Source organism: Exiguobacterium sp. S3, assembly GCF_018617295.1.
Taxonomy (GTDB): domain Bacteria; phylum Bacillota; class Bacilli; order Exiguobacteriales; family Exiguobacteriaceae; genus Exiguobacterium; species Exiguobacterium profundum.
This window is the reverse complement of sequence record NZ_JACSJW010000003.1, coordinates 317,679-332,893: the sequence shown is the minus strand read 5'-3', so window position 1 is coordinate 332,893 and position 15,215 is coordinate 317,679. Positions and strand designations below refer to the sequence as shown.

The 15,215-nt window shown below is 48.2% G+C and carries 21 protein-coding genes and 1 riboswitch; of the genes, 18 read left to right on the top strand and 3 right to left on the bottom strand.

From position 1 onward, the window contains the following. The first annotated feature begins 57 nt into the window (after window positions 1–57). Entirely contained in the window at window positions 58–432 is a 375-nt protein-coding gene (locus tag KNO65_RS10495; RefSeq protein ID WP_214784031.1) for a hypothetical protein, read from the top strand. A gap of 70 nt (window positions 433–502) precedes the next feature. Then, window positions 503–1,180 carry a YjjG family noncanonical pyrimidine nucleotidase gene (locus KNO65_RS10490; protein WP_214784028.1) on the top strand — a complete coding sequence of 226 codons (678 nt, stop codon included), beginning with the start codon at window positions 503–505 and terminating at the stop codon, window positions 1,178–1,180. A 2-nt stretch (window positions 1,181–1,182) separates the two neighbouring features. Here the strand turns inward: KNO65_RS10490 and KNO65_RS10485 are convergent, their stop codons facing one another. After that, on the bottom strand, window positions 1,183–1,632 hold the full coding sequence (locus tag KNO65_RS10485) for an NUDIX hydrolase (protein ID WP_074035444.1): 450 nt from the start codon (window positions 1,630–1,632) through the stop codon (window positions 1,183–1,185). A gap of 55 nt (window positions 1,633–1,687) precedes the next feature. Here KNO65_RS10485 and KNO65_RS10480 point away from each other — a divergent pair, with 55 nt between their 5' ends. From KNO65_RS10480 to KNO65_RS10470, 3 genes are read left to right on the top strand one after another with little or no spacing between them, the layout of a single operon-like run. Continuing rightward, complete coding sequence (locus KNO65_RS10480) at window positions 1,688–2,290, top strand: pentapeptide repeat-containing protein (RefSeq protein ID WP_214690368.1); 603 nt, start codon at window positions 1,688–1,690, stop codon at window positions 2,288–2,290. Then, window positions 2,287–3,114: an aminoglycoside 6-adenylyltransferase gene (locus KNO65_RS10475; RefSeq protein WP_214784025.1), complete on the top strand. Its 828-nt coding sequence runs from the start codon at window positions 2,287–2,289 to the stop codon at window positions 3,112–3,114. The genes KNO65_RS10480 and KNO65_RS10475 overlap by 4 nt, the downstream gene beginning before the upstream one ends. Before the next feature lie 50 nt (window positions 3,115–3,164). Next, entirely contained in the window at window positions 3,165–3,317 is a 153-nt protein-coding gene (locus tag KNO65_RS10470) for a hypothetical protein (RefSeq protein WP_012727577.1), read from the top strand. Window positions 3,318–3,325: 8 nt separating this feature from the next. On the opposite strand, the gene KNO65_RS10465 is transcribed toward KNO65_RS10470, so the two are convergent. Beyond that, window positions 3,326–3,721: a potassium channel family protein gene (locus KNO65_RS10465; RefSeq protein WP_214784022.1), complete on the bottom strand. Its 396-nt coding sequence runs from the start codon at window positions 3,719–3,721 to the stop codon at window positions 3,326–3,328. Window positions 3,722–3,858: 137 nt separating this feature from the next. Next, a riboswitch (TPP riboswitch) is annotated at window positions 3,859–3,963 on the top strand. A 90-nt stretch (window positions 3,964–4,053) separates the two neighbouring features. Here KNO65_RS10465 and tenA point away from each other — a divergent pair. The 8 genes from tenA (at window position 4,054) to KNO65_RS10425 (ending at window position 10,303) form a co-directional block, all read left to right on the top strand. After that, window positions 4,054–4,728 carry a thiaminase II gene (tenA, locus tag KNO65_RS10460; protein ID WP_159563096.1) on the top strand — a complete coding sequence of 225 codons (675 nt, stop codon included), beginning with the start codon at window positions 4,054–4,056 and terminating at the stop codon, window positions 4,726–4,728. Then, window positions 4,725–5,516 (top strand): hydroxyethylthiazole kinase, encoded by a 792-nt coding sequence (gene thiM / locus KNO65_RS10455; RefSeq protein WP_078147811.1) that lies wholly within the window; start codon window positions 4,725–4,727, stop codon window positions 5,514–5,516. The genes tenA and thiM overlap by 4 nt, the downstream gene beginning before the upstream one ends. Continuing rightward, window positions 5,513–6,352, top strand: coding sequence for a bifunctional hydroxymethylpyrimidine kinase/phosphomethylpyrimidine kinase (thiD, locus tag KNO65_RS10450; RefSeq protein ID WP_214784019.1), 840 nt, complete (start codon window positions 5,513–5,515; stop codon window positions 6,350–6,352). The genes thiM and thiD overlap by 4 nt, the downstream gene beginning before the upstream one ends. Continuing rightward, window positions 6,321–6,962, top strand: coding sequence for a thiamine phosphate synthase (gene thiE, locus KNO65_RS10445; protein WP_074035455.1), 642 nt, complete (start codon window positions 6,321–6,323; stop codon window positions 6,960–6,962). The genes thiD and thiE overlap by 32 nt, the downstream gene beginning before the upstream one ends. A gap of 24 nt (window positions 6,963–6,986) precedes the next feature. Further along, a complete protein-coding gene (locus KNO65_RS10440) occupies window positions 6,987–7,625 on the top strand; it encodes an SDR family oxidoreductase (RefSeq protein ID WP_078147808.1) in 639 nt (212 codons plus the stop codon). A 114-nt stretch (window positions 7,626–7,739) separates the two neighbouring features. Next, on the top strand, window positions 7,740–9,305 hold the full coding sequence (locus KNO65_RS10435; RefSeq protein ID WP_214690371.1) for a GGDEF domain-containing protein: 1,566 nt from the start codon (window positions 7,740–7,742) through the stop codon (window positions 9,303–9,305). Between the two features lie 42 nt (window positions 9,306–9,347). Continuing rightward, window positions 9,348–9,797 (top strand): OsmC family protein, encoded by a 450-nt coding sequence (locus tag KNO65_RS10430; RefSeq protein WP_074035459.1) that lies wholly within the window; start codon window positions 9,348–9,350, stop codon window positions 9,795–9,797. A 62-nt stretch (window positions 9,798–9,859) separates the two neighbouring features. After that, window positions 9,860–10,303, top strand: coding sequence for a GNAT family N-acetyltransferase (locus KNO65_RS10425; RefSeq protein WP_214784016.1), 444 nt, complete (start codon window positions 9,860–9,862; stop codon window positions 10,301–10,303). On the opposite strand, the gene KNO65_RS10420 is transcribed toward KNO65_RS10425, so the two are convergent. Next, a complete protein-coding gene (locus KNO65_RS10420) occupies window positions 10,300–10,746 on the bottom strand; it encodes a DUF4385 domain-containing protein (RefSeq protein ID WP_214784013.1) in 447 nt (148 codons plus the stop codon). The genes KNO65_RS10425 and KNO65_RS10420 overlap by 4 nt on opposite strands. A 74-nt stretch (window positions 10,747–10,820) precedes the next feature. Between KNO65_RS10420 and KNO65_RS10415 the strand changes: the two genes are divergently transcribed. From KNO65_RS10415 to KNO65_RS10395, 5 genes are all read left to right on the top strand, one after another. Then, complete coding sequence (locus tag KNO65_RS10415; protein ID WP_214784010.1) at window positions 10,821–11,363, top strand: GNAT family N-acetyltransferase; 543 nt, start codon at window positions 10,821–10,823, stop codon at window positions 11,361–11,363. Between the two features lie 107 nt (window positions 11,364–11,470). Continuing rightward, window positions 11,471–12,448, top strand: a complete 978-nt coding sequence (locus KNO65_RS10410) for a LacI family DNA-binding transcriptional regulator (RefSeq protein WP_159563088.1) — start codon at window positions 11,471–11,473, stop codon at window positions 12,446–12,448. A 3-nt stretch (window positions 12,449–12,451) separates the two neighbouring features. Continuing rightward, entirely contained in the window at window positions 12,452–13,336 is an 885-nt protein-coding gene (gene rbsK / locus KNO65_RS10405; protein ID WP_214784007.1) for a ribokinase, read from the top strand. Then, window positions 13,336–13,725, top strand: a complete 390-nt coding sequence (gene rbsD, locus KNO65_RS10400; RefSeq protein WP_012727563.1) for a D-ribose pyranase — start codon at window positions 13,336–13,338, stop codon at window positions 13,723–13,725. Before rbsK ends, rbsD begins: the two co-directional genes overlap by 1 nt. 11 nt (window positions 13,726–13,736) lie before the next feature. Beyond that, window positions 13,737–15,215, top strand: coding sequence for a sugar ABC transporter ATP-binding protein (locus tag KNO65_RS10395; protein ID WP_214784004.1), 1,479 nt, complete (start codon window positions 13,737–13,739; stop codon window positions 15,213–15,215).

Here is a 15,215-nt window from a genome sequence, read left to right as displayed (position 1 = left end):
ATGTTTTGGATTTGGTAAACTTGAATCAATTAAATTCAACAAATTTAGGAGCAGACGATGAAAACTTGCTGTGTGAGTTTATTCCTCTTCGTACCTTGGGCGTTTTTTGTGGCGGCAATGGATTATGTTTGGGGTTTTCCATTTGGATATTTGATTGTACCGATGATCATTTGGTGGGTAACGAAGCAATCTTTGAGACATTTACGAATACGCTTTGTATTAGCTTCCTTGCTTGGATCATATGGTGTGTCGGTTTATTTTGCCTACTTGTTTGAGAACGATTGGGGATACTTCTTCAAGCCGTTAAATCTTATGGGGATTGTTCATATGTGGTCGGTCGTAGTATTGATTGGGGCACTCGTGATTTTAATTTATCGTGGGGCTCAAAAATCAAACGACCATACAATAGAAATTGAAAGGGGAGATCAGTAACATCTCCCTTTTTTGATGTTCGTTTCTACTTCCTGTACAGTTAAGACGAAGAGAGGGGTTAGAAAGAGATATGAAACGTTATGAAGCGATTTTATTTGATATTGATGACACGCTACTAGATTTTAAACAAAGTGAACATGTCGCCTTGGAACAGTTACTTGCATCCTACAACGTCCGGATGACGGATGAGGTGAAGTCGCGCTATGTTGACATCAACACGGGCCTGTGGCGTGCGTTTGAGCGCGGCGAAGTGGACCGGGAAGAAGTGCTCATCGGTCGTCACACGAAACTGTTCGATTCGCTCGGTCTCACGGTGGACGGTCCGCAGGTCGAACAGCAGTATCGGGACTACTTACATGCAGGCGTACACATGATTGACGGTGCGTTAGAGATTGTCCAAACACTGAGCGCGCACTATCCACTCTATATCGTCACAAACGGTGTGACAGAGACGCAATTCAAACGGTTAGAGTCATCTGGACTATTGCCGTACTTCCAAGATGTCTTCGTATCGGATGCGACCGGCTCGCAAAAACCGATGAAACCGTTTTTCGACTACGTCTTCGACCGAATCCCGAATGTAGCGCCAGAGAAAGGTTTGATTATCGGTGACTCGGTCACGGCAGACATCGCCGGTGGGCGGATGTATGGTTTGGATACGTGCTGGTTCAATCCGAACGAAGTGGCTGCGACGATTGAGTCAACGTATGAGATTCGACATTTAAACGAGTTGAAATCGCTACTCTAAGTTCAAGCTGGATTGAGTGAATGAGTTGGCAAACGGTTCGGGAGTTGAGCGAGTATTTCCGGATAAAGCGTGACGTCTTGTAGACGGTCAAGCTTTATCCAACGATAAATCAGGTGATCTCCTTCAGGTCCATAAAAGTCTCCGTCTTGGAGCGGGAGGTCACCGTCTACATAAAAGTACAGTCCAATCTCATGAAACGGCTGATTGTTGTACGTAAATAAGTTCTCGTGCACGAAAGCGAACGTGGTATCAGTCACGTGCATGTTCAACTCTTCATGTAGCTCGCGTGCGAGGGCGGTTGCGGCTTCTTCACCGAGCGTGACGCGCCCCCCGGGTAATGCCCAAAAGTCATCTCGGATGTTTCGGTGAATCAATAAGTGACCGTCTTTCACAAAAATACCAGCAACGCGGTAATTGAAAACGCCGTGTTCAGTAGGAAATACGAGATCCATCTATATCACTTCCAATCATTGTAATCTGTTCTAGTATACCTGAAGGAGGGATCATATGTTTCAACCACATACGCAATATCGAGATGAAAATTTTCGTGACGTGACACTCCGTGACGAAGTGTTGTCACACGTCACGTTCGAGAACTGTCGCTTCACATACGTCGATGCGACGGAACTACAGACGGAACGCTGTCAGTTCATCAACTGCGACTTCACGGATTCAAAATGGAATGCGTCCCGTCATGTCGGGAGTTCATTTTTAAACTGTCAATTCCATGGTGCCAATTTGTTCATGAGTGAGTTTGAGCAATGTAAAATGACGGGATCTTCCTTTGAGGAGAGTCAGTTTGAAGGCGTCCGGGTAACGGAAGGGGATTGGTCATTCGTCAACCTTCGTCACGTGTCGCTCAAGAAGATGGATTGGTCCCACGTTCGTTTGGTCGAGGCGGACCTGTATGGAACGGACTTGACCGAAACGGTTTGGCATCAGGCGGACTTGTCACGGGCGACACTTCAACATGCGGTGTGCCGTGGCGCCGACTTCAGAGGAGCACTTGTCGACGGGGTTGATTTTTCGAACGTGACGTTACAACAAACAAAACTAGACGCGATGCAGGCGATTCAAGTCGCGCGCTCATTGGGGGCGATTGTAGAATGAAACCAGAACAAATCATTGAACAGTTGATTGCGTTCGCAAAAGAACGTGAACAGATTCGAACGGTCGTCTTGAACGGCTCACTCGTCAATCCGAATATCCAACCAGATCCATATCAGGATGTCGACCTTGCCTTTTATGTGGAAGACGTTCAAGCGGTTGCGATTGATCGTTCTTGGATTGACACGTTTGGAGAGGTCTTGATCATGCAGACACCTGAAACGACTGATTCCGGACGACATATAACGTTTTTAGTGCAATATGTGGACGGACATCGGATTGATTTGACGATTCGAAGTGTGGATCAACTTGAAACCATGCTTGAAGCCGACTCGCTCAGTCAAATCATCTTTGACCGAGATCATCATCCGGTCGTCACGCCGTCAGACATGTCGTATCGTGTGAAACGTCCGTCTGCTGACGAGTATGCGGCATGTTGGAATGAGTTTTGGTGGGTGTCACTTTATGTTGTCAAAGGAATCAAACGACACCAGGTGTTATACGCGCTCGACCACCTCGATATCATGCGGAATATGCTCCGTCAGATGATGGAGTGGAACATTGGCTATGCGACGGAATTCTCCGTGAATCTAGGGAAGTCCGGTGACGGGATCCGCGACCATTTGCCAGAAGAGTTATGGGAGATGCTCACGGCAACATACGCTTCAGCTGAGTTGAGTGCCATTGAAGATACACATGATCGATTACAATCACTCTTCTTCTTTTGCGCGCAACGCGTCGCCGAACAAGGCGATTTCGTGTTCCGAGAAGAAGAAGCAAGACGTGTTCGTTCCGCATGTGCAACACTTCGACATTCAAACGATTAATGACGGCGAGAGCCGGGAAACGCTCCTTATAGAGAAAGGAGCGTTTTTTCATGAATCCATACACGACATTTATTGCCCTACTTGTTGGAAGTCTGGTCCTCTTTGTCGGCATTCGTTTAAAGAAATGGCCGATTATTTTGGTTGCGATGCTTCCCCTTGGTCTCGTGGCATTTAATATGTTTTTACTCATCACGGGACGATAGGAAGATTTTCACTTGTCTTTTTGATAAATCGATTTGATGAAGAAGGCACTCGGTAACAAAATACCGATGGCGCCTTCGATGATAGCGAATAATCGGGTTAAACCGACCGGTAACAAATCACCAAAGCCAATCGAAAGTAAAGTGACACCGCTAAAATACAATGAATTTTCCCAAGTCGGTTCGACGGCATTCATGGATTCGAGTGAAGTCACGAGAATGACTGAATCACGAGACAGTGCATAATAAATCAATGTGAATCCTAACATGACACCGAATAGGCTGACGAACAACTGAGTGAACAATCTTCCATCAAATCCTGTTTGCTTGTACGTTCGACGTTTGAAAAACCAAAATACGTTCAAACTGATGAACAGTAAGGCAATCGTCAATAAAATGGTATTCAATCTCTACACATCCTTTTCAGTACGAACAGAGTCACTTACCCATTCCCGTAACGAAGAATAGGAAACGGAATCAGAAAAGGTTTGCAATTGATGAAAAGATTGATAGAATGTGGTCGAAGACGACTGAATTTCATAATGTTTGCCACTAGGGGAGTCGCGTCACGCGGCTGAGATGGACATGGTCCAGACCCTTCGAACCTGATCTAGTTCACGCTAGCGTAGGGAAGTGGGCGAGACGACTCATATGGCTTCACCTAGATATGATTGTTCGAGACGCCGCTTCCGTTATGGGAGGCGGCGTCTTTTTTATCAGTTTATAAGGGGGAGTTATTATGAAATTTACAGATCACTTACGTCAAGAGGCGGATGGATTGTTTGAAGCAAGCTTTCATCACCCATTTGTTCGTTCACTCGGAGAAGGGACGCTCGATGAGAAGAAATTCAGACATTACGTCATGCAAGACTCATACTATTTGAATCAGTTTTCAAAAGTGCAGGCCAAAGGGGCAACCCTCGCTCCGACGATGGAACTATCGAGCCGCTTTTTGACGCATGCGCTACACACGATTGAGGCGGAACTCTCCCTTCATCGAGAGTTCTTTACGATGCTGAACGTGACGGATGTCGAATTGGCGACATTTGAGCCAGCACCGACCGCTTATGCATATGCCCTTCATATGCAACAGGCAGGACCGACTCTCGGGGACGTATTGGCGTCAATCCTTCCGTGTTATTGGGTGTATTACGAGATTGGAGAACGTCTTAAAGACAAGCGTCCTGATCATCCGATTTATTCAGCTTGGATTGCGACGTATGGTTCGGAGTGGTTCCGTGAGCTGGTGGAAGAGCAAATTGATCGTTTGGATGAACTGGCTGGTCAAGCGACAGAAGAAGAGCGCGTGCGCTATACGAAACTATTCTTGAAGAGTTGCTATTACGAAGTCGCTTTTTGGGAAATGGCTTGGACGCTTGAGTCGTGGTCATTGTCGCAGGAGGTCAACCAATGAGACATGAGATTTGGAATGAGATTCGACAGCAGGCGCCATTGATTCACAATATCACGAACACGGTCGTGGCGAACTTTTCGGCGAATGGATTGCTCGCCATCGGCGCCTCTCCTGTCATGGCGGATGCAATCGAAGAAGTAGCGGAGATGACATTCGTGAGCGATGCGCTCGTACTTAACATCGGTACACTTGGAACGATGACGGAAGCGACGATGATTCGCGCAGGTCAGGCTGCGAACGAAGCGGGATGCCCGATTATACTCGACCCGGTCGGTGTCGGAGCGACGTCATTTCGACGAGATGTGGTCGAACGCATTTTGCGTCATGTTCGTGTATCGGTCATTCGAGGGAATGCAGGAGAGATTGCGACATTGATTGGCGTCGATTGGGCGGCTCGTGGTGTCGATGCTGGTGACGGTGCATGCGAGCCTCGACAATTGGCGCTTGAAGCAGCGAGACGATACGGATGTGTCGTGGCCGTGACTGGAAAAGAAGATATGGTAAGCGACGGGAACGTCGTTATGGAAATACATGGCGGGACGAAACGCATGACCGAGACGACCGGTACAGGATGTTTACTCAGTGCAGTGGTAGGGGCTTGCTTAGCAGTCGAAAAGAACACCCTTAAAGCGACGGTGACCGCCATGTCAGGCTACGCCTATTGCGGTGAGTTGGCGAGTGAACGGGCGGAAGGACCGGGAGACTTCCCGATTCACTTTTTAAATGCGCTCCATCAATTGGCACAGCATACCATCCCGACGAATCGAATTGAGGTGTCGACATCATGAGACCTCAAGTGTTGACGATTGCAGGATCTGACTCAGGAGGAGGGGCCGGTATTCAAGCCGATCTTAAAACGTTTCAAGAACTCGGTGTATTCGGGACGAGCGTGTTGACTGCGATTACCGCTCAAAACACACTTGGGGTCCATGGAATCGAGGCGATTTCCACGGAAATGATTATCCGACAAATTGATGCGGTAGCGGATGATTTTAACATCACCGCTTGTAAAACCGGGATGTTGGTAGACGCTGAACGAATTGAAGCGGTAGCGAAGGGGCTCGAACGATATCATTTCGAACATGTAGTAGTCGATCCTGTCATGGTGGCGAAAGGTGGCGCCTCCTTGCTACAGGAAAGTGCAGTCGAAGCACTGCGCACGAAGCTGCTACCACAGGCGACCATCGTGACCCCCAATATTCCTGAAGCAGAAGTGCTGGCAGGAATGGAAATTCGAACCGAGGCAGACCGCATGAAAGCCGCACAGGCGATTCGAGCACTTGGTGTCGATACCGTCATTATCAAAGGTGGGCATACGGATGATGTGGAGGCCGTTGATTTGATTATGAGCGAGACTGAAACGTTCTGTGTAAAAGCGCCTAGAATCCAAACGAAAGATACGCACGGGACGGGATGTACGTTCTCTGCCGCATTGACGGCCGAACTAGCGTATGGGAAGACACTACGCCAAGCCGTCGTAGATGCGAAGCAGTTTATTCATCAGGCGATTGCACATGGATTATCGATTGGACAGGGGCATGGACCGACGAATCATTGGGGACATCGTTTAGCGAAAGAAGAGGTGATTACCGTTGACGTTCTGTACGAAACAAGCGCTCGCTAAGCAGCTTCGCCTTTACTTTGTGTGTGGAACGACGGACGCTTCCGATTTGGTGGCGACCGTCAAAACGGCACTTCGATGTGGTGTGACATGTTTTCAATTTCGCGAAAAAGGTAAAGATGCATTGTATGGAGATAAAAAAGAAGCGATGGCAAGGACGCTCCAACGTCTGTGTCGAGAAACGGGTGTTCCGTTCATCATCAATGACGACGTCGACTTGGCGCTCGCGATTGACGCGGATGGCATTCACGTCGGACAAGACGACTTACCTGCCAAACAGGTTCGAGAACGGCTAGGACCAGATAAATGGTTGGGGGTGTCTGTCCATACGATGGAGGAAGTCAGAACGGCTCTTCCATTTGCAGATTATGTCGGCATTGGTCCGATTCATGAGACGCAAAGTAAACTGGATGCAGGACATGTGCGTGGCACGGAACTGATTCAACAAGTTCGCCATCACTATCCACTGCTTCCGATTGTGGGGATCGGAGGTATTCGTCCAGAGCATGTGCCTTCAATCATTCGTGACGGGGCAGACGGCGTTGCCGTCATTTCTGCCATTGCTTCTGCACCGGATGTAGCAACGGCTACCCGGCGTTTCGCTTGTCTCTGAATTCATTTTTGAGGAGGAAGACAGATGAACGTATTTGTAATCGGTGCAAACGGTCAAATTGGCCATCAATTGGTGGAGAAGTTACACAAGGAAGGAAAGCATCACGTCACGGCGATGGTGCGTAAAGAAGAACAACTCGAGGATTTTAAGTCAAAAGGGTACAATGCGGTACTCGGTGACCTCGAAGGTTCAGTAGATGATTTGCAAAAAGCGATTGATGGAATGGATGTTATCGTATTCGCGGCAGGTTCTGGTGGAAGTACTGGAGCAGACAAGACACTCTTGATCGACCTAGACGGTGCAGCGAAGAGTATCGAAGCAGCACAAGCGAACGGGAACATCAAACACTTCGTCATGGTCAGTGCCTTGAAAGCGGAGGATCGCTCAGCTTGGCCAGATTCGATGAAGCCGTACTACGTAGCGAAGCATCATGCAGATCGTTTACTCGAACAGAGTGGACTCACGTACACGATTGTTCGTCCGGGTGCATTGACAGATGATGCGGGAACGGGCAAAGTGAACACGAAATTCGAGGGAAGTGGAGAGATTCCACGCGAAGACGTCGCATCATTCTTGGTGCATGTCCTTCATAACCATTCAAACGTGCAGAACAAAGCAATTGATTTGATCAAAGGGGATACCCCAATCGAAGAAACGCTATAAGTGTGTGACATCAAAAACGGGATGAGAAAATCATCCCGTTTTTTGTCGCGTTAAAGAGGGAAAAGAACGCAGGATAACGAAATAGAAGAATACGAACAGGTGAGGAGGTTCCGCATGACCGAGATGTTCATTTATCTGGCGGTCTATTTGTTGCCGTCATTTTTACTCGGCTTTTTAGCACTCGATGTCTTTCAACGAAATCCGAATAAAGTCGAGCATCGTTTGCTGAGCCTGTTTGTGTTCGGTTATTCGATGCTCTTCTTGGCTGAATTTGTCCGCCATCTATCGCCGATTGAATACAGTCCGGCACTCATTGCCTATTGGTTTGGGAACGCTGGGATTTTCATTTTTATCTTCTCTGTTCATTTCATATTAAGTATCACAGGCGTCGGCGCAAAGGCACCGAAGTGGTTGTATCCATGGATCGTCTATTTACCATTGATTCCTGTTGTGTTGACGTATGTCCGTCAGGAGAATATCATCAACAGTCAACAGTTTGAACAAGTAGGCATTTGGATTTATCCTGAGTTCAACTCATCGTATTTAACTACGTTGACCGTCGGAAACATTTTTCATCTATTGATTATTGGTCTCATTTTTTATGCATTGAAGCGTGCGGAACGAAGAGAACACCAACGCGTATTGCGCATGCTTTTTTGGACTGCAAATGCCGTACTAATATGGGATATTGTATTCGGCTACTTTCAATTTCGTGGGTTGATCCCACCCTATTCATACATGTATGGGGGGCTTGTTTGGGCGGTAGCATTGGTCGTTGCGATGAATCGTTTAGACTTCTTAACCTCTTATGTAAAACGATATGGGACACTTTATAATTTAAATCCATCCGCCATCTTGTTGATTGACCCGGATGGGAGGGTGGAAAGTGCGAATCCGGCCGCACGCACGCTATTTCATACTGTCCGTGTCGTGAATGAACGGTTTATCGATTTGTTGCCAGAAAAGAAAAAAGCAGAGTGGATGGAACACTACAGCCAACATTTTCGGACACGTAAAAAGTTTATAGAGTTTGAAACGAAGATTATGACAAAGTCTGGGCAAGAGCTTTACGTCGTCATCGATGGTGATTTTGTCGATATCGACCGCACGATTCACGGGATGATTATCATTCGGGATGTCCACTCGTTTAAAGAGGCCGAGCAAACAATCCGATTCTTTGCCTATCATGACCCACTGACGAAGCTGGCGAACCGACGTGCATTTTATGAACGCGCAGACCAGGCGTTGCTTAGTTCCTCGATGCTGTCTTTATTGATTATTGATTTGGACGGTTTTAAAGCAGTCAATGATACGTACGGTCACCAGATTGGAGATTATTTCTTAACTCATTTGGGTGGATTGCTGGAAGCGTCGACACGAGACGTTGGCTTGGCCTCTCGTGTTGGCGGGGATGAGTTTTATATTTATTTAGTGGATTTAACAGAATCGGAAGTGCTTGCATTTATTCACGAACTTCAGATGACGTTAAATCAAAACCCTTACCACACGTCCGATGTGACGATTCCAATCCGTGCGAGTATTGGGGTCAGTCATGCTCCCGACCAAGGAACAAATTTAGACACGTTGATCCATAAAGCGGATCAGGCGATGTATCAGATCAAGCAAGATGGAAAAAATGATTACGCCATCTATGACGAGGCGTTACATGGTCCGAAATAAAGGGAAAATAGTAGTGTTTGATTATGGAGAGGAGGATGCAACATGTCAGAAAGACCATTAGTAACGATGCGCGCCGAAGGAGAAGCCGGAGGCGTTAAGACGACTGTGCGTGTAGGCGATCACACCCCATTTATCGTGGATGAGCCAGAACGACTCGGTGGGACGAACAAGGGACCGAATCCACTCGAGTATCTTCTCGGTGCCCAGTCGTCCTGTACGACCATCATGATTGCCTATGCCGCCCAGGATTTGAACTTTGAGTATGAAGGGGTCGAGTTTGTAACAGAAGGGACGCTCGATCCTCGAGGATTCCAAGGGATGGAAGGTGTCCGAACTTACTTTGAGTCGACACATATGAAAATCGTATTGGATACGACCGAATCGGATGAGCGAATCGAAGCATTAAGGAAGGCTGTCGAGGCACGTTGTCCAATTCATAATCTCATGCATGCAGCAGACGTAGCGATGACGGCAGAATGGACTCGAAAATAAGGATGAGGGCAACCTCATCTTTTTTACATAGAAATCGTGAAAAGAGTACGGAGGGAAGACGAATGCATCACCGACCGATGACGCGTGAATGGGCATGTCAAATTCAAGAATGGACCTATGGAGCTCCTTATGACTTCTATAATCAATCGCCTTCTGAAGAGGGAATCGCCGAGTTGATGACGTATCAGGTGATTGTAGAGGAGCATGAGCTGATTGGATTTTATTGCATCGGTTCCCCGGCTCAAGTGCCCAATTCGACATATCCGTATTGTTTAGAATTTACGGATATCGGGTTGGGGATGCGACCTGATTTGACGGGGAAAGGATATGGAAAATCGCTTGTGACATACGTCATGGAGAGAGCGATGGAACGGGGCAAACCGCTTCGCTTGACGGTCGCCTCCTTCAACGAACGAGCGATTCATCTATACGAAACGGTTGGATTTCGTACCATCACATCATTCGAGCGAAATGAGATTCCGTTTCAAGTGATGGTACGCGATTAACCATATTGTTTCTGATGTGCCTTTTTACGTCGCAAATAATCCTCATCGGCACGAAGTTGATCCCAATATGTTTTGAAGATGCGGGCAGACTCTGCCTTCTCTTCGTCGATTTCGCGCTCATGGAGGTCACCGTCTTCTTTATATTTACGACCACCTTTATAATTGGCATAGCGTCGGGCTCGTGTGTAACCCATTTGGATGAACTTTCGGGACATGTCCATCCCGACGAAATCGTCGTTCGCGCGATACGCTTCAAACAATTCCATGATTTCTTCGGCAGATTGCTTCGCAATCTCAGGCGTCTTAAATCGCCAATGAGGCAAAATTTCACTTTTATACGGTTCGACGAGTAGCACACCTTGTTCGCCACGACCGACCCGGTACAGTTCGGGTTGTTGTCGGAAGTCGATTTCATCAAAATTTAAATCATAGTCAAATGGCATGTTCATTCCTCCTCGCCTAACGTTTCCCATTAGGTCGGTCGAGGAAACAACTTGAAGGAAAAGGACGGGTTGATATGATCACTCTAGAGACAGAACGATTGATTTTACGGGCATTTACGTTAAAAGACGCAGAGGATATGTATCATTATGCAAAAGATGAGCGAGTCGGACCGATGGCGGGTTGGGCACCTCATGAATCGATTGAAGAAACAAGGGACGTCATTCAACTGTTTATCGAGGAAGCAGATGTATGGGCCATCGTCTTGAAAGAGACCGGGCAAGTAATCGGTAGCATCGGGTTACACGACCGAAGACCAGACCCGTCGATTCAACATGATGCACAGCGTGAGATCGGTTATGTGCTCAGTCCAGATTATTGGGGAAATGGTTACGTGCCAGAAGCCGTTCAGGCGATAATCCGATTCGGATTTGAAGCGTTAGGACTAGAACGGATTTGGTGCGGCTATTTCAGCTTCAATGACCAATCGCGACGCGTCGTTGAGAAGTGTGGGTTCACTTATGCGTTCACGAAAACACAAGAATTGACCCGACTCGACGGACGAACGGTAGAAAACCTCGTCCATGTCCAATTAAATCCGACGTTCTCTACACATTGAAGCACGATTTCAATGTGTTTTTTCATGAAATCATAAAAATCCCTTGATATGTAACCGGTTACACATTAAGATGGTTTTGTAAGCGTTTCCAGAACGGAGGATGTCAAATGGCGACCATCAAACAAGTAGCAAAACATGCGAACGTCTCAGTGGCGACCGTATCACGCGTCATGAATAAAAGCGGATATGTGAGCGAAGAGGCGAAAGAAGCGGTCGAAAAGGCGATTGCGGAACTGAATTACGCGCCCAACCGAGTCGCACGTTCGCTCTATAAAAAATCGTCGAACTTGATTGGACTCATCATGCCTGATATTACGAACCCGTTCTTTCCACAGCTGGCTCGGGCGATTGAAGATGTCGCCAATCAACATGGGTATCAAGTCGTCTTGTGCAATACAGACGAACAACTTGAAAAAGAACAGACGTATTTAGTCGCCTTGCAAACGATGCACGTCGATGGCCTGATTATCACCACAAACCATTCGCACAATCCGAATTACGAGACGTTGGATTTACCGATGGTCGCACTTGACCGAATCGTGAAAGCGGGAATCGACGCTGTTGTATCGGATGGATATGAGGGTGGAAAGTTGGCGGCCGACACGCTGTTACAACGTGGTGCGACACGACTGGCACACATTGCCGGACCGGATCATCTCAAAACGGTCAAACGCCGAACCGAAGGATTTGTCGAAGTAGCGGGAGAGAAGCTCGTCGGGATGACCGAGTCCACGTTCACGTTCAAAGACGCCTTGAAAGCGTCTCAAGAACTGTTCGACCATGCTTGGCCATTCGATGGCATTTTCGCAGCGAACGATGTGATTGCAGCCGCCGTATTACAGGAAGCAGTCCGTCGAGACATTCGTGTCCCAGAAGAGCTACAGGTCATCGGATATGACGGGATCGAATTAGGCGAGATGACGTCTCCGCCGCTGACGACCATCGTCCAGCCTATCTATGAGATGGGGCGAGTGGCGACAGAACGATTGCTCGATTTGATTGAGAAAAAAGACACGCGACCGAAAGAGATGTTATTACCGGTCACGTTACTTGAAAGACACACGACAAAGCGGAAGGAGAGATAAAGAATGAAACGCATTGTTGTCATTGGCAGTATATCGATGGATCTTGTCGTCACATCCGACAAACGGCCACAAGCCGGAGAAACGGTCATCGGTGAGTCGTTCCGCACCGTTCCAGGGGGAAAAGGTGCGAACCAAGCGGTCGCTGCCTCCAAATTAGGCGGCACTGTTCAGATGGTCGGTTGCGTGGGAAGTGATCCGTTCGGTCAACAGGTTGTTGAAAACTTCAAACGACACGATGTCGATGTCACGCATGTTCAGATCATACCGGAGGAAGTGACGGGTACGGCCCATATCGTATTAGCAGAAGGGGATAATTCGATTGTCGTCGTCCAATCGGCGAACAAACGAGTCGTTTTCACGGATGAGGAGCTCGAACATTTTCTCGACGAGCAGGCGTTCGTGCTCCTGCAACTCGAAATTCCAATCGAGACGGTAAAACAAGTGACCGCTTACTGTAAAGAGAAAGGGATTCCGGTGCTACTCAATCCGGCACCGTCTCAACCGCTTCCACCAGAAGTGATTGAGGACGTCACGTATTTAACGCCGAACGAACATGAATGCCGTGACTTATTCAACGGAATGTCCGTAGATGATGTTCTCAAACGTTATCCGAACAAGTTACTCGTCACGGAAGGCGTCCATGGCGTTCGATTCCATGACGGACGAGACGTCCGTCATGTGCCAGCCATCCGAGCAAACGTCGTCGACACAACAGGAGCAGGTGACACGTTCAACGGTGCACTCGCTGTCTCCCTCATCGAACAAGACGATTTGGAGACGGCCGTACGGTTTGCCGTAGTCGCATCCGGCATGAGTGTCGAAGACTTCGGTGCACAAGGTGGTATGCCGACACGACAAGATGTACAACAACGATTGGAGCGCGTGTGATGAAAAAACAAGGAATTTTGAATAGTCATTTAGCAAAAATCTTTGCCGACCTCGGGCATACGGATCGCGTCGTCATCGCCGATTGTGGGCTACCGATTCCAGACGGGGTCAAGCGGGTCGATCTTAGTCTCCGCATCGGGGAACCTTCCTTTCTTGAGGTGCTCGATGTCGTCGAATCGGATTTGGTCGTAGAGCGCATCACGATTGCTGAGGAAATCCTCACACACAACTCGACGATTGCGGATTCACTGAAAGAACGGTACACGAGCATCGACATGTGTTCGCATGAAGACTTCAAACGGGAGGTCGCAAAAGCGAAAGTGGTCATTCGAACTGGGGAAGCGACACCTTACGCCAACGTCATCTTACATGCCGGGGTCATTTTTTAAGGGGGGATTCGATGCATATTCAGTTGAAAGGCATCCATAAGTCGTTCGGGCCAGTCTCCGTCTTAAAAGGAGTCGATTTCGAACTGTTGCCTGGAGAGATTCATGCCCTTATGGGCGAGAACGGGGCCGGGAAGTCGACATTGATGAAGGTGATGACCGGTCTGTATGCACAGGATGAAGGCGAGATTCTCATCGACGGCGCGAAACGTCAATTCAAGCACCCAAAAGAAGCGGAGCAAGAAGGCATCGCCTTCATCCATCAGGAGCTCAACATCTTACCGGAGATGACGGTGACAGAAAATCTGTTTTTAGGTCGAGAACTGACGGGACCGTTCGGGATGGTCAAACAGCAGGAAATGACCAGACGTGCCCGAGAATACTTGGCTGAATTGAACGTGTTCATGGATGTCGATGAAGTGGCGCGCAATTTGTCGGTCGGTCAGCAACAGATGATTGAGATTGCCAAGGCGCTCATGACGGATGCGAAGGTCATCGTCATGGATGAACCGACAGCCGCCTTGACGGATCGTGAAATCCAGGCACTCTTCGCAGTGTCACGGGCCTTACGTGATCAAGGTGTGTCCATCATCTATATCTCACACCGAATGGAAGAAATTTTTGACTTATGTGATCGGATCACGGTACTTCGGGATGGACAATCCATTTCGACTCGCATGATTCAGGACACCTCATTTGAGGAAACGGTGCGCGATATGGTCGGTCGCGAGATTGGAGAACGCTATCCGACGCGTACCGCTACACTTGGGGACGTCGTGATCGAGGTGGATGATTTAATAGGTAACCGGTTCCACAACGTATCGTTCAACGTTCGTGCCGGAGAAATCGTTGGGTTTTCTGGATTGATGGGAGCGGGGCGTACCGAGGTGATGCGTGCGCTATTCGGAGCAGACACCCACAAAGGGGGGGGCATTAAACTGAATGGGAAACCGATTCGAATCAAGACCCCAGCCGACGCCATCAAGCACGGTATCGCGTTTTTGACAGAGGACCGAAAAGGAGAGGGCTTACTCCTCGATTTCTCGCTAAGAGAAAACCTGTCGCTCCCGACACTTGATAAACGAGCAAAAGGATCGGTCATCTCGAAGCAACAGGAGGAGACGTTCGCCGAGACATACTTACAAAAATTGCGGGTCAAACATCATTCGATGGAACAAAAAGTGAAGTCGCTGTCTGGTGGGAATCAACAGAAGGTTGTGCTCGGTAAATGGTTAGGTGTCGAACCGGACGTCTTGATTTTGGATGAACCAACCCGAGGCGTCGACGTCGGTGCTAAGAAAGAGATTTACAATATCATGAGCGATCTCGCGGAATCAGGTGTCGCCATCATCATGGTCTCTTCTGATTTACCGGAAGTGCTTGGGATGAGTGATCGGATCGTTGTCATGCGGGAAGGTGTCGTAACCGGAACGCTCACGAAAGAAGAGGCGACACAAGAAAAAGTAATGACGTATGCGACAGGAGGGCAATGA